14 protein-coding genes are annotated in these 13,339 nt (G+C 64.5%); 5 read left to right on the top strand and 9 right to left on the bottom strand.

The window, feature by feature from the left end:
* Positions 1-25: 25 nt before the first annotated feature.
* The 3 genes from U6958_RS21225 to U6958_RS21235 form a co-directional block, all read right to left on the bottom strand.
* On the bottom strand, positions 26-307 hold the full coding sequence (locus tag U6958_RS21225; protein ID WP_012436208.1) for an AlpA family transcriptional regulator: 282 nt from the start codon (positions 305-307) through the stop codon (positions 26-28).
* Between the two features lie 83 nt (positions 308-390).
* Positions 391-1,140 carry a DUF2285 domain-containing protein gene (locus U6958_RS21230; protein WP_012436207.1) on the bottom strand — a complete coding sequence of 250 codons (750 nt, stop codon included), beginning with the start codon at positions 1,138-1,140 and terminating at the stop codon, positions 391-393.
* A 341-nt stretch (positions 1,141-1,481) separates the two neighbouring features.
* Entirely contained in the window at positions 1,482-1,829 is a 348-nt protein-coding gene (locus U6958_RS21235) for a DUF2958 domain-containing protein (protein ID WP_012436206.1), read from the bottom strand.
* A 223-nt stretch (positions 1,830-2,052) separates the two neighbouring features.
* Between U6958_RS21235 and U6958_RS21240 the strand changes: the two genes are divergently transcribed.
* Positions 2,053-2,346 (top strand): helix-turn-helix domain-containing protein, encoded by a 294-nt coding sequence (locus tag U6958_RS21240; protein WP_012436205.1) that lies wholly within the window; start codon positions 2,053-2,055, stop codon positions 2,344-2,346.
* A gap of 365 nt (positions 2,347-2,711) precedes the next feature.
* On the opposite strand, the gene U6958_RS21245 is transcribed toward U6958_RS21240, so the two are convergent.
* From U6958_RS21245 to U6958_RS21265, 5 genes are all read right to left on the bottom strand, one after another.
* Positions 2,712-3,026 (bottom strand): DUF736 domain-containing protein, encoded by a 315-nt coding sequence (locus tag U6958_RS21245; protein WP_003056203.1) that lies wholly within the window; start codon positions 3,024-3,026, stop codon positions 2,712-2,714.
* Between the two features lie 787 nt (positions 3,027-3,813).
* On the bottom strand, positions 3,814-4,275 hold the full coding sequence (locus tag U6958_RS21250) for a DUF6367 family protein (RefSeq protein WP_012436204.1): 462 nt from the start codon (positions 4,273-4,275) through the stop codon (positions 3,814-3,816).
* Positions 4,276-4,491: 216 nt separating this feature from the next.
* Entirely contained in the window at positions 4,492-4,701 is a 210-nt protein-coding gene (locus U6958_RS21255) for a hypothetical protein (protein WP_012436203.1), read from the bottom strand.
* A 62-nt stretch (positions 4,702-4,763) separates the two neighbouring features.
* Entirely contained in the window at positions 4,764-6,803 is a 2,040-nt protein-coding gene (locus tag U6958_RS21260; RefSeq protein ID WP_012436202.1) for a ParB/RepB/Spo0J family partition protein, read from the bottom strand.
* 65 nt (positions 6,804-6,868) lie between these two features.
* Positions 6,869-7,693, bottom strand: coding sequence for a DUF932 domain-containing protein (locus U6958_RS21265; protein ID WP_012436201.1), 825 nt, complete (start codon positions 7,691-7,693; stop codon positions 6,869-6,871).
* Positions 7,694-8,599: 906 nt separating this feature from the next.
* Here U6958_RS21265 and U6958_RS21270 point away from each other — a divergent pair.
* Both U6958_RS21270 and U6958_RS21275 read left to right on the top strand, forming a co-directional pair.
* Positions 8,600-9,283 (top strand): hypothetical protein, encoded by a 684-nt coding sequence (locus tag U6958_RS21270; RefSeq protein ID WP_074923303.1) that lies wholly within the window; start codon positions 8,600-8,602, stop codon positions 9,281-9,283.
* Entirely contained in the window at positions 9,280-9,498 is a 219-nt protein-coding gene (locus U6958_RS21275) for a hypothetical protein (RefSeq protein WP_350337283.1), read from the top strand. The genes U6958_RS21270 and U6958_RS21275 overlap by 4 nt, the downstream gene beginning before the upstream one ends.
* A gap of 142 nt (positions 9,499-9,640) precedes the next feature.
* On the opposite strand, the gene U6958_RS21280 is transcribed toward U6958_RS21275, so the two are convergent.
* Positions 9,641-9,991, bottom strand: coding sequence for a DUF2958 domain-containing protein (locus U6958_RS21280; protein WP_074923302.1), 351 nt, complete (start codon positions 9,989-9,991; stop codon positions 9,641-9,643).
* Positions 9,992-10,633: 642 nt separating this feature from the next.
* On the opposite strand from U6958_RS21280, the gene U6958_RS21285 reads away from it, so the two are divergent.
* Complete coding sequence (locus U6958_RS21285; RefSeq protein WP_074923301.1) at positions 10,634-12,370, top strand: hypothetical protein; 1,737 nt, start codon at positions 10,634-10,636, stop codon at positions 12,368-12,370.
* Positions 12,367-13,338, top strand: coding sequence for a DUF2726 domain-containing protein (locus U6958_RS21290; protein ID WP_074923300.1), 972 nt, complete (start codon positions 12,367-12,369; stop codon positions 13,336-13,338). The genes U6958_RS21285 and U6958_RS21290 overlap by 4 nt, the downstream gene beginning before the upstream one ends.
* The last annotated feature ends 1 nt before the right edge of the window (position 13,339 follow it).

Here is a 13,339-nt window from a genome sequence, read left to right on the forward strand (position 1 = left end):
GCGAAGGCCACCCGCACTCCAGCGATCAGCGCGCACGGCTGTCCGCCGAGTGCTGCTCGGCGTATTCGGGATCGGACGTGCTCTCGAAGCTGCGATCCGCAGCCCAGGCATCGAGGTCGGCCACGGCGTACATGACGCGGCGGCCGAACTTGCGAAACTTGGGGCCGCCACCCAGCACGCGCTGCTTTTCCAGCGTGCGCGGCGACAGCCGCAGGTAATCGGCAGCCTCGTCGTTGGTGAGATAACGCTGCGGTTGCGCGGCAGCGGTCGAGACAGTAGCGGCAGGCCGCAAGGGAGCAGGACGCATGGTGAGAACCTCCATCGGTTGCAGGGCTCCGGCCACACAGCGCAACCGGATGGAGGCAGTCTCAGAAAACGAAGCCCTCGTGCTCAGGGTCGTTTTGCGCTCTCTTCAAAACGACCCTTCTCAAGCGGCGGCAGTTGTGCTAGGCGGCGATAGCCGCCGCGCATCAGCGCATCGCCGCGCCGCACCAGGCGGCGCACCTTGGAGCGCAGGCCGCCGTCGCTGTACCAACCAGCTGCGGCATCCGCGCCGAACAAGCCTTCAGCTACGTCGCGTAAGGACGCACCCGCCAGGGTCGCATCGAGCGCCTGCAGGGTGTGCAGCTCCAGCAGCGCCGCAGGCGGTGGCCTGGGCCGCGCCATTGGCGCAGGCGTGTCGGGCACATGCGTGGTGCCGTGACCGCGGTGGGCGTAAGCCACGGCCATGCCGTCCTCCAGGCCAGGCGCCAGCGCATAGCGCAGGCAATGGCCTGAACTGCGCGCGATCAGCGCCAGGCCCTTGCCGTCATGCAGCAGCTGCTTGTGACCGGGGATGCACCAGAAGGCGAAGGCCGCAGCGTCAGGCGGCGGATCGGCATCCGGGTGGAGCTGCACCACGGCTTCATGGCCAGGCAGCCAGGCCGGATGCGCGTCACGCGCATCCAGGGCCGGGTCTTCCAGCAGACGCAAGCCCCAGCGATGCGCAGCATCGAGGCGGCGCGCACGGTGGAGCCAGTCAAGCCGGTAATCGGGATGGCGGCGCAGATACTCCCAGGCCAGTGCCAGCGTATCCAGGCACAGCACGTAGAGGTAGGCGGCAGTCGGATACCAGTGCGCGAGGTGGTGCGGTTCGGCCATGACGCAAACTCCCGTAGAGCAGGACGGCCGTCACCGGTTTCACACGCAAACGTCACCGCATCGAACTAGCATCCAATCGTGAATAAGCTGGTAGATTAGTAACTTGCGTGTCAAGACGAAAAGCATCCGATGGATTGCGTGGATCGTCTGAATGCGACGGTGGCGCGCGAGGAAATGCGGCCTCCTGCGATACCCACCGTGCCCGATGGCACGGCCGGCATCATGACTGTTTGCGTCAGGATGGCACCGGTTTGGTGCAACAGTGCGAACTAAGACCTGACAGGTCTGAAGCAAGACCGAAATAGTCTCAATGCGCCCGGCTAGACCGTGGCGCGAACGGCTCAATCGAGGACGGAACCGTTCTCCTTAGCCAGCCGCAGGTACTCCGACAACGGGCGCACCGCCCGGAAATACCGATCCCGCATGACGGGTTGCTGGCGTGGCCCGACGATGGAAGCCAGGTCGGAAAGTTTCACCGTCCCCAACTCGGGCATGCTGATTCCCAGGTCGATCAGGCCGTAGGCCGTGTCGCCATCGACGGGATCGAGCGAAGTCAGCAGCCAGGTGGCGTGCGCATCTGGCGTGAACAACCGCACCACGGGCAACGGGTCATTGGCCAAGCCAGCGGCCCGGACCCGGCCGTGTTCCAGCAGTTGCTTGCGCTCGTCCTCGGTGATGAGCCGGTTCATAGATACCCCCTCATTCGTACAAAACCGCCGAAGAGTGAAAGCGCAGAACCGTATCGGCGGGTTTGAGGAAAGGCACGCAAGCGGCTTTGCGCTTCCGTCCAAAACCGCAGATACGGATTTCCGTAAAAGCACAAAAGCGGTAGGTTTACATGAATGAACACTATAGGTTGTAGTCCTATAGGGCGCAATCGACTGTCATCTTGGATTTTGGGGAGATCCAAGGTTGGCAGCGAAACATACATTGTCGGAGGCACTAAAGACCATCAGGAAAGCGCGTGGATTGAGCCAGGAGGCGTTCTCCGACGTGTCCAGCCGCACCTACATGAGTACGCTGGAGCGCGACCTCAAAAGTCCGACCCTGAACAAGCTCGCCGAGCTGTGCGAGGTCATGGAGATCCACCCGCTCACGCTGCTGACGCTGGCCTATGCCGGCGACGACCTGCAGCAGGTCGATCAACTGCTGGCGCAGGTGCGCCAGCAGTTGGAGACTGTGACGAAGAAGAGTGACACGCCATAGCGTGCGACGTCGCTGGCGTGGCCGATCCGGCGCCGCCGGTTCGGGGACTGCAGGGGCGCCAAGCATCGCGCGGCGGGGATAGGCCGCAGGGCTTTCCCCGGGAAGCAAGCGAAGCGCGCAGCGCCGTAGGCGCGAAGGCGTGAGGGATTGAAGCCGGATGGCCGTGACGGCGAAGTCGGCACGGGGCGCAGCCCGCAAAGCCCGGCGGTGCAAGGCACCGACACGCCCGGCCATTCTTGCAACCGAAGGCTGCAACGCCCAGGAAGCAACTCGACACGGCGCAACCCAGGCGATGGTGTCGCCTCCTTGAAGTGCCGCGAAGGCAGCACTGCGCCCCGCCGCGGTGGACGGGGCGCTGGCGGCCGTCAGGCCGCCTGGGGCTTGCTGCGCGACCAGATCAAGTCGTGCGTGCCGTTCTCGCCTTCGATTAGCCGGGCATAGACCGTTGCCGGAAACGAAGGATCATCCAGGGTCACAGAGATGTACTCCCGCCCAGCTTCGCTGGTCTTCTTCCACGCCGCGCCGATGTCGTGACTGGCCGCCTGCAGGCGGAAGTCCGGGGCCTTCTCGTTGTCGCCCTTGTCGTTGGGCACCAGCTTGACCTTGACGTTGAGCGTCAGGGTGCGAAGCGTGCCGGTGAAGCCGTCTTTGTCTGCGGTGAAGGTGCCGATGTTGGCCATGATGGATCTCCTTTTGGTGGAACAAGGTTCGCGCCCATCGCGTCCTTGTTGTGATCCGGCCGGCGGGGGACGGGCGGGCTGCACCGCTTGCGGGCGCAACGCAGTGGAGCACCGGGAGGAGAAAACAATTTGGCCCGCGAGGAATCTGCGCAGCAGAGGGGAAATTGTTTTCGCTGGACGGTTGCAGCCATGAAGCCCGAGGCGCAGCCGCGCCACCGCCAGGATTCACAACAACACAAGGACGCCTTGGGCCGAACCGCACCGAACGGAGGCAGGGCCGGCTCGGCATCCCCGCACAAAGGCTGCACCGGCTCGCCCACTGACGCGGGCCAGGTCAACCACCCGACGACAAGCGAAAACGCCCCGGCCGCACCGAGCGGCGCCGGTCTTGAGGCGTGGCGTGGAAGCTCCATAGCGAGGCCGGGCGGGCTGTCCGTGAACCGTCCTTCGTGACGTGATGGGTGAGAACCTCCAGCGTTGAGGACGGCACCGATTCGCACAACCTGCCGCAGCAAGCTCCAGCGTGTTCGCCAACCCGTCCATTGCGGCGAGGCACTGGCCGGCCCGATCCGGCACAGCCGGTTCGGTGGTATCGAGGGGCGCCAAGCCTGCGCGGCGGGGATGGGCCTTGCGCCCATCCCCTGGAGGCAAGCGCAGCGCGCAGCGCCGCAGGCGCGAAGGCGTGAGGGATTGAAGCCGGATGGCCGTGACGCCGGAGTCGGCACGGGGCGCAGCCCGAAAGCCCGGCGGCGCAACTCGCCGACACGCTCACCTCACGCTGTCATTCTTAAAGCGCGCGAATGGAAACGTAGGCAACCTTCCCATCCGTGGAAAACCGCACTTCGTCAACCCAAGATCCAGCAACTCCGGGATGGTCAGCGCTTTCGAGCGTGACATTTGGCGGGAGACTCAGAACGCTTCTCGCAATCTCCCTAACGCGCGCCGTGTCACCGACAGAGGTGTTGAAAGACCCCCTGTCGTGACGAGAACCATCGTCATTCCATGAGGCCTGCATACCTTTTGAGCTGGTGTGCTTGCTCCTTGCAATGTGGATGTGACGTTTCAAGGGAATGCTTGGATTTTCCGGGTCAACACGGTACATCCAGTCTTTATGCCCAGAATGTTCCCATCGGCTTTCCAATGTGATTTGCAGGCCGCAGCGCTTCAAAATTTCCGACGTGACTTCAATCAAAATTTCGTCCGGATCTTTCTCTGCGTCAAGGTCCTTCAAAATATCAGCAAGCTTCATCTAGATTCCCTCCTGAAGACACTGTTTTACAAACATGAAGCAAGCAATATGAGGGGGCCAGCCGAAATCTCAATGCCGCACTGAGCCATTGCGAAGGCTGCGGCGTTCTGATTGGGCTATTGGCCTTCAACACCGGGCGCGGCCACCGCCGCGCCCGGATTTTTTGAAGTTCACCGCGCCCAGGGCGGAACGGCCTGGGCGCGGTGTTGACGACGGTTATTCCTTCGTCTCGATGATCCACCACATGGCGCGCACCAAAGCGCGGCCCGTGATGGGGTGAATATCGGTGAGGTCTGCGCGGGCCGTCCAGCCCGAGGGCGGGCGGTAGCCGCGCACGTCGCCATCGCCGTGCCAGCGGCGAGCGCGTACCGTGCCGGGGGAGTAGATCGCCGCCATGCGCGGGCGGCTGGTGGTGGTGCGGGTCATGGGGGGTGCTCCTGACAGCGAAGCGCCCCGGTCGAGGCCGGGGCGCGCGCCTTCAGCGCGGGTCAAGCGGCCAACACTTCAGTGGGTTCATCCGCCTCGGTGGCGACTTCCTCCGCACCGTCCTGCGGGCCTTTCTCGGGCCCGTCTTCCGTCTTGAAGATGGCAGGCATCCAACCCTTGCCGTTCACCAGCCGCTCGGCCTCGCTGGCAATGTCGGCCTTCTTGAGCTTCGCCAGCCGATTGACGCTCTCGGGCGCAAATTCGCCCACGGCTTGCAGAACCACCACCTTCGGAACGTGCTTGAAATACCCTTCGGCGGTCGGCTTCCACCATGCGGCCATATCGAGGCCCACGGCCTGCGCCAGTTCCGCACCGGGTTGCTGCGCCGTGGCGCGCGGTGTCACCACATCAACCGTCGAGGCCACGCACACCGCCAGCAACTTGACCAACTCGCCTTGCTCCATCGCCAGCAGCGCGGCGAACAGTTCGGCACTGTCCTCGGGTAGCTTGCCGCTCCATGCCTCTTGCAATTCGCGCAGTGCCACGGCGGCAGGCGATTCCGGCCAGTCCGGGGCCATGCCTTCCAGCCGGTCCTGCACCGTGAGGCGCACGCCCAGCGGTAGATCGTGGCCGTAGTAGCGGCCTCGCAAGACGGTCTGCACCATGCCATGCATCAGCGCGGCCAGTGCGACTTGCGGATGCTGGGCCACTTCGATTTGCAGCGCAGCGGTGCGATGGGCGCTCAGGCGCTGGGCCAGCCGGTCGGAAATCGCTGCGGCCTTGGGCGCTTCGTCTTCCTCGCCTTCGTCATCGCTGGCAGCATCCGCGCCACTGAACCCTAGGCGCAGCTTTTCGAGCGTGCGCAGCGCCTTGGCCTCGGCCTCGCGCAGCAGCCCGCGATGAATCACGGCCTCGCCGTTGCGGTCAATGGTGACGATGGCCCCGGCTGCGGCCTTCACGTTCGCGGCATATCCCTGCAAGCCATCCTCCAGCGCCTGCAACTGCTCGCCCAGCCGCTCGCCTTCCTCTTGCAGCGCGTCGGCCTTGTCCTCGTCCTCGGCGTCCACCGCGGCATCCACCGCTTCGGCGACCTCCTGCATCTTGGCTTGCAGCTTCTCGATGCGCTGCGCTTCGCGCTTGTTGGGTTCGCGCCGCTCTCTCGGAGCACGCTGGAAGGCGTGCAGGTCAGCGTGGGTCACGCCCGGCGTGGCATCGGCCCAAGCCCAGCCCTCGGCCTTCACTTCGGCGGCGATGCCCGCCAGCTTGTCTTGTGCCAGCCGTTCCAGCAGCGCGGCGTCGGTCAGGTACACGCCCGTATCACCTTCCGCGAACAGGTCGCGGCGGATGCCGCCGCCTGCGGCTTCGTAGCTGTCCAGTCCGACGAAGCGCACCAGAGGATGGTGGTAAGCGTCAATCTCGCGCTCGGTGAGGCGTTCGCGCAGCGCGGACGGCTGACGTTGCCATTGCGGCGCATCGTAAAACGCGCTTTCCTGCGCGGCGTGGTCGTCGGTGATGGAAAGGGCCATCAGTTGGTCAAGGCTCACGGCGTCGGCCCGGTAGTCCGCCATCAGGCGCGGCGAGACGTTCGCCAGCTTCAAACGGCGCTGCACCACCAGCGGCGTGACGGAGAAATCCGCTGCAATGTCCTCAATCGGTCGGCCTTCGGCCACCAGCGCCGCGAAGGCTTCAAACTGGTCGGCCGGGTGCATGGCTTCGCGCTGCACGTTCTCGGTGAGGCTCGCCGTGCGTGCGGTGCCATCGGCCACCTGCAGGCAAGGCACGTCCCAATCCTTGGCGATGCGGTGCTTTTTCGCCAGCAACTTCAATGCGGCCAGCCTGCGCCCACCGGCCACCACCTCGTAATGCAGGCCATCGGCGGCGGGAATCACGATCAGGTTTTGCAGCAGGCCCACGCGCTGAATGGACGCGGCCAGTTCAGGGATGGACATGCGCGGGACAGCCTTGCGCACGTTGCGGCCCGTGGGACGCAGCACCAACCGCGAGAGCGGAACCAGAATCATGTGCTTGCTCGGGTCGGCGGCTTGCAGCACATTGGCGCGGGTGTCGAGGGCTTGGGTTTCGATGTAGGTAACGGCGTTCATGGTGAATCTCCAATCGAGTGAAGCAAGGGAATGGAGGGGAAACCGCCCCTCCGGCGGGGGAACGGCTAAGCTTTGAGGGCGCGCATGCCATCGGCCAGCAGCCACAGGGCGCGGTTCAGTCGAATGTCGGAATCAATGCCCTGCACGGGCCGGGTGCTCTGGCGGCGTCCATTGCTGCTGCGGCCATGCAATCCGCCCTTGGTCAAGTTCTCCTGCGTGCGGTTGAACACACTCCACAGGTCGGGGCGGCGGTCTTCAAACCGGCGCGGCATCAGGATTTGCGATTCCGTGACGGGCGCGGGCTTGTTCGGGTCGTCGTACTTGAGTGCCAGCGCGGCGCGGGCGAACACTTCGGATTCACCATCGTCCAAGGTGATTGCGCGCATGGCATCGCGGGAATCGCGCACGCGGTCAAAGCCGCTCAGTACCTGATACGCGCCTTCGATCACCAGTCCGGCCACGTCGCCTTTGTGGGGCACGCGCACATCGGCCACCGTGTCACCACAAACAAGGCCATTGCTGCAAACGAACCTGAACTGGCCCGCCAGCATCTGATAGCTGCTCGTGCCATCGTGCGAGTTCAGCAGCACAATCTCGTTAGCTTCCGCGCCGTTGATCTGGCTGGCGTGGCGCAGACGCAGCATGTGTTTGGTGTGCTCGCGCTTGCCTTCATCGCGCACGCGGGTCTGCGTCACCATGAAGGGCTGAAACCCCTCCTTGCGCAGTTCGGTCAGAACCGCAGCCGTGGGGATGTAGGCGTACCGCTCGGAACGGCTCTCATGCGGGGCATCCGCGAAGATGGACGGGGCCACCCTGCGAATCTGGTCATCCGACAGCGGGTAGTCGCTGCGCAGCGTCGGGGAGTGGGAGGCGAAACGGGTTGCAAGCATGTCGTTCTCCTGAACAAAAAGGCTGTTGAAGAAAACCGCACACCGGATTCCAAGATTCGGAGCCCAGCCTTTCGGCTGTTCGGTGCGGTCGGCACGAGGAACCCGGTTGGCCCTGTTGCCACCGTCTTTCCTGAGTTCATCGCCCGCGACGGAAGGGAGCCCGTGGACGGGGGCCGTCAAGGAAACAAGCGCAGGGTTGGTGCGGCCCGCAGCGCAGCGAGGACACGGCCCTGCGCGCCTTGACGGCCCACGGCCGCGGGCTACAGTCGCGGACAAGGTGATGAAGTCAGGGGAGACGGCTGGACAAGGCAACGGCCCTGCAGCACGCCGACTGCACGGCAAGCGAAGCGCGCAGGCCCGAAGCTGGAAGCCGGGCCGGAGGCGCCAGCCGAGCGGAGCGAGGGAACGATGGAAGCCCGGCAGGGGCGAAACCCCGTAGGGGGTTCGATGCGCAGCACGACAGCGCGACCGGCCATCTCTCAGGTGGCCGGGGACGCCCAGGTTTCAGCGTGGAATGAGCAACAGAGTCACGACGAACCCGTGCCCACGGGGTAGCGGATCAGTGATTGCAGGTGCCGTCTGACCGAGCCGTCGCAGGCAGCTTTGAGCCCCTTTTCCTACAACCATTACCCGGGAGAACGGAGAGCACAGAGAGCACAGGGATAAACAGGAGGACGAGGAGCACCGAAACTTCTAAATAACACGTTGATTTATAAGTGTTTTTCTGAGAAATTTCTGCGGAATCATGCAATCTCAATCTATCAAATTACGTGATTCAGCTTATTTGATAGGTACTTGATGGCGATAGACTCAAACCGAACCGTGTGATGTTCAGCGTATTCAATCATTGAAGTTGCGCGGATTCGAGCGTCCAATAGGTCCATCAAAAATACTCAAAGGACTGACATGGCAACGCAGAAGCAATCGCGAAACCGGCGGCTCAACATGGCCGAGCGCGCCAAGCAGCAGATGGACATCCAGTTCCCCGGCCACCCGGATGCGCTGCTCTGGCACCGCAAACTGAATGATGGCTACTCAACGATCCCCCGCACACTGCCACTGGCGATACAGGCCATCGACGCTCAATCCAAGGGACAGCCTGCGGGGCACACGCTGCTGTGCCTGTGGATTCGCGCACCTGACCACCCTTTTCTCACGATTGAGGCCCCGGCCACCTTCGCCGCTGAAGCGGGCTTCGATGGTGAGCGTGCGGTTGATACCTGGCGCCGTCGTATGCGCGCGCTGCGCGATCTGGGGTTCATCGAGGCAAAGAAGGGGCCTACCGGTGACTTCCACTACGTACTGCTGCTCAACCCCAACGTGGGCATCGAAAAGCTGAGGCGAGCGGACAAAGTGCAGACGGTTCTCTATGGACGCTTCCGGGATCGCTTGATCGACATCGGCGCGCAGGACGACATCACGGACTATGACAACTACCTGGAGGATCTCAAGAAGGCCGAAGTGAAGGCCGCTGCGAAAGCGCCGAAGACTGCCAAGAGCCCTGCCGCTTCTGCGGACGCATCGACCAAGACGGCCAGTGCCTCCGCAAAGCCCAAGTCAAGGACTCGTTCGAGGGTGAGAGAGGAATGATGATGTCCCGTATCAAAGATCCTCCAGAAGAAAGCAGCTTGTTCGGTCGATGGGCTCGATGGGCGGCTGCGCCGTACTGCGAATTCAAAGACGACCGCGCCCGACTGCTTGCCCTGGTTGCGCGCGATGTACGCAAGGTGGCCATCGTGATCGTGCTCGCGGTCACGGGTGTCTCGGTGCCGTGGCGTGGGTGGGCAGCCTTTTTGCTAGGATGAGCCCGGCGTGTCGCTCAATGCTGGCTGGCCAGCCGATCCGGCGCTGCCGGGTCGGCAGTATTCAGGGGCGCCAAGCCTGCGCGCAGTTATCACGCGGCGCGGGCGCGTGTGAAGGGGCGTCCGACGACGCCCCAAGGCCGAGTCAGACAACGACACGTCCGGCCAGCCGCGCATCGCGCGCATAGGCGCTCAATCGCTTCTCGGCGCGAAACGACAAGTCGCGCTCGATCGGCAAGCCCAGCCCGCCGCGCACCGTCGCCAGTTCGCCCAGGCTGACCCAGCCGATTTTCGGCATCCCCAGGCCCAGGTCACAAAGACCAAAGGCATGGTCGTGGTCATCGGGATCAATCTCGGTCAGCAGCCAGGTCGCGCCAGCGTCAGGCGTGAACAGCTTGACCACAGGCGCCGGATCGAAGTCCGGGTTCTCCAGCGATTCGCGGCCGTTGGCCAGCAGCACGACGCGCTGCTCGTCGGTGATGAGTGCGTGGTTCATGGTGAACTCCTGAAAGGTTGCCGGGCGGAATTGCCCAGCCCTTCCGGGGCACTGCGCAGCGCAAGCAGTCAAGGGTCAACGACGGCCGCAGGCCGCCAGCGTGCAAGGCACGCGCCGCCCTTGCACAGCGAGCACGCCGTGACACGATGAAGGGAACAGCAAGCCGCCACACCCCACCCCCAGCCATACCCGCCCCGGTATTGGCAAGCGAAGCGCGCAGGCCCCAAGCTGAACGCCGGGCCGGAGGCATCAGCCGAGCGGAGCGAGGGAGCGATGGAAGCCCGTCACGGGCGAGACCCCACAGGGGGCACGATGCGCTATGCGCACGACAGCACGACCGGCCATGTTTCCTGGCCGGAAACGCCCAGATTTCAAAGGGCAACCTCTTGGAGTCGAGAAGGGCCTTGACGGGACCTACCGCCATAGCAACTTGACGTCTCTGCGTAAATCTGGTTACGATTCAATCGCGGTTCAGCCGAACCGTGGGTGAGTTGCTCCCGTCAGTGCACGCACCGGACACCTGTCCGGCCTGGCAAAACCAGCGTGAAGTACCCCCTTCATTTTCCCGGCTTGGTTTGAGTCCCGGAAAGCCGAACAACGCGTGCCGTTCTTCATTGTGCTTTCCATGACGGAGCTCAATCCATGGCAACGCCCACTTCGGGTTCTTCGGCCGCCACGGCCGCATTCCCTTCCCCCTCTGCTGCTTCGGCGGCGCCGCTGACCGACGAAGCACGCGCCGGTGCTCTCTGGACCTTTCTCCAGGCCCAGGCACCACGCTTCACCTTCGACCAGGCGCTCGAGGTTGTCCAGTCGCTGCGCATCGACCCACGCGAGGATCACAAGACGCTCGCCAAGCGTTTGCGCAAGGCGCTGCAAGAGCGGCGCATCGCGCTCAAGCACGTGAACGCCCTGCATGCTGCCGCCCGGCTGAACGGCCACGCCAGTTGGCACACCGATGACGAGGCGGCAGTTGCGCGCCTGCGCTTCGAGGTCATCGAGAGCGGCCCCCAGATGCGGCGGTCCGAGTTCGCGTCCTGGAGCGAGCTCGCCGTAGAGCTGCGCGTCTGGGCAGACAAACTGCATGCCAGTGGCCAGTTGCCACTGGGCGTGCTGGCGATGAACTTCACGGGTCGCTCGCTGCGCTTCACGGTTCCGGCGCCCAAGCAAGGTGAAGGTGCTGCCCCGGGCCGCAACGAGCTGTGGACGGTAGCTGGCGTTGGACCAGTGTCCGACGATGACCAGGACTGGCTCGCCGAAGCGCCGGCCGCGCTGGAGAAGCTGCGCCGGCACCTGGAAGAGACCGGCAAGGCCGTGCTGGACGGCTACGCCACGCTCTACCTGTGCGCCAACTCCCATGACCGGGCCGGCGACGTCAACGCCGTGGCTGCTGGCGATGTCGTGAATTCGGAACTGGTGCTGCTGCGGGAGCCGGATGAAGACGACCCGCACAGCGGCTACGAAATCGCCCGTGGCGACGAGCTGACCTGCTGGCACCAGTTGGAGCTGTCGCTGCGCGACGACCAGACCGCGCGCAAGCCGGCTTCCATCGATGTGCACATCCCGCAAGAGGGTGTGGGGGCCTGGTTCGTCAATGGCGAGCGCTATGTGTGGGCGCTGGAAACGTTGAAGCCCAACGAATTCGTGCCGGGGCGCGTCAACCGGCAGCTCGGCATCCCGGACTGCGAGCGGCTGCTGCGTCGCTACAAGCTCGCCCGTCGCCTCCACGACGGCGGCTTCCGCCACCACGACATGACCAAGCGCGTCGACTATCTGGGCGGGCCGCTGGAGACCTGGCGTGTCGATCTGCACCGGCTGCTGCGCATGCTGAATGAGGCTGGCCTGACCTGGGAGGGCTACATCGAGAAGTTCGGCGCCGAGCCGCTGCCGATGAAGGCCGCCCTGCCAGTGGGCTTCGTGATGCAGATGCTGGAGGATCTGAAAGTCGAAGAGCCGAACAAGGTGTTCGCCTGGCCAACGCTGGCCGAGATGGCACTCGTCACGAACGACAAGCTGCTGTACAGCCTGCTACCGCGCGTGGATGCTGTCCGCTACGTCAAGCCGAAGGACCTCGACACGCAGACTGCGGCCGACGTGCACAAGGCCATCGATGAGTTCGCCAGCGCGCTGCAGGTGCACAAGATGGTCGCGGCCGGGGCGCTGCCCATGAAGGACGAACTGCCGTACCTAGTGTATGCCAACGATGCCCAGGAGCTGCGCATGTCCGCGGAGGCCCTGGGCATGCGGCTGTACGTGGCGGTGTCGCCGCACCTCATTTCGACCAAGGGCCTGCTGCCCGAAGTACCGGGGGTGAAGACCTGGCCGTGGGCGTTCGCACACGCGCTGCTCGTGCGCTACGAGCGCGAAGGAGCTGCGCAATGACGCCGGCAGCCGAGAACCTGCGCGTGCTCCTCGAAGCCCGCGACATTGACGGCTTCCTGACCGCCTTGGAGGCCTACCGCCAGCAGCACCCGTTCGAGCCGGTGGTCACCGCCTTGACCCAGCGGGTGTTCCCGCCGCTGCTGCGCACGGCGTTCCAGGAAGAACGCCTGCCGCCCGCCGTCCTGGCCCGGCTCTACCGCATGGTGCGCTCCGGTCAGTTAGTGCTCGTGGAGAACGACCTCCTGGTCGCCATCAACTTGCGCATCGACGATGCCATCCGCGAGGTAGAGCCGGCGACGGTCACGCCGGTGCCGCCGCTGGTCACCAAGGAGGATGTCAGGCCGAAGGCCGTGCAGTGGTCGCCGCCCTCGATGCCAGGTGGCCAGCGGGTGGCCGCGACAGAGATGAAGCGGATTGCTGTCGTCAGCGCCTTCACCTTCGGCACCTGGGCTGCGGTCGACGCCTTCGACTTCCGCCGCAACGCCTGTGCCAGCCAGCAGGAGCGCGAGTTCCTGCGCGCAGTCCGCCAATTCTTCCCGTCGCTGCAGGCCTATCCCAACATGCCGTTGAAGAACTTCATCGACATCGACAAGCTTGAGGCGACCGTTCCGGCGCGGGTCCGCCAATACGCGTGGCTGGCGCAGGTGGATGTCCTGCTGTGCACCGCCGACGAAGACCCGGTTGCCGGCATCGAGCTGGACTCCATGCACCACGACACCGAGGAAGCGGCCGAGCGCGACGAGCTGAAGAACATGCTTTTCAGGCTCGCCGGACTGCCCCTGGTGCGTATCAGGGCGGACGACGAGAAGGCGGTGCGGGCGGAAGACTTCTACGACCTGCTGATGGCGGAGTCCAAGACACTGGATGCGCTCAGGCCACGGCGCATGCGGCCGAGAAGGACTCACGACTTCCTGGTGCCGGCGGAGTCGGCCACACGCACAGCGCCTGCAAGCATGGCTCGGGGATAGG

Origin of the sequence: Delftia lacustris, from assembly GCF_040267515.1 — a bacterium.
GTDB lineage: Bacteria > Pseudomonadota > Gammaproteobacteria > Burkholderiales > Burkholderiaceae_C > Comamonas > Comamonas tsuruhatensis.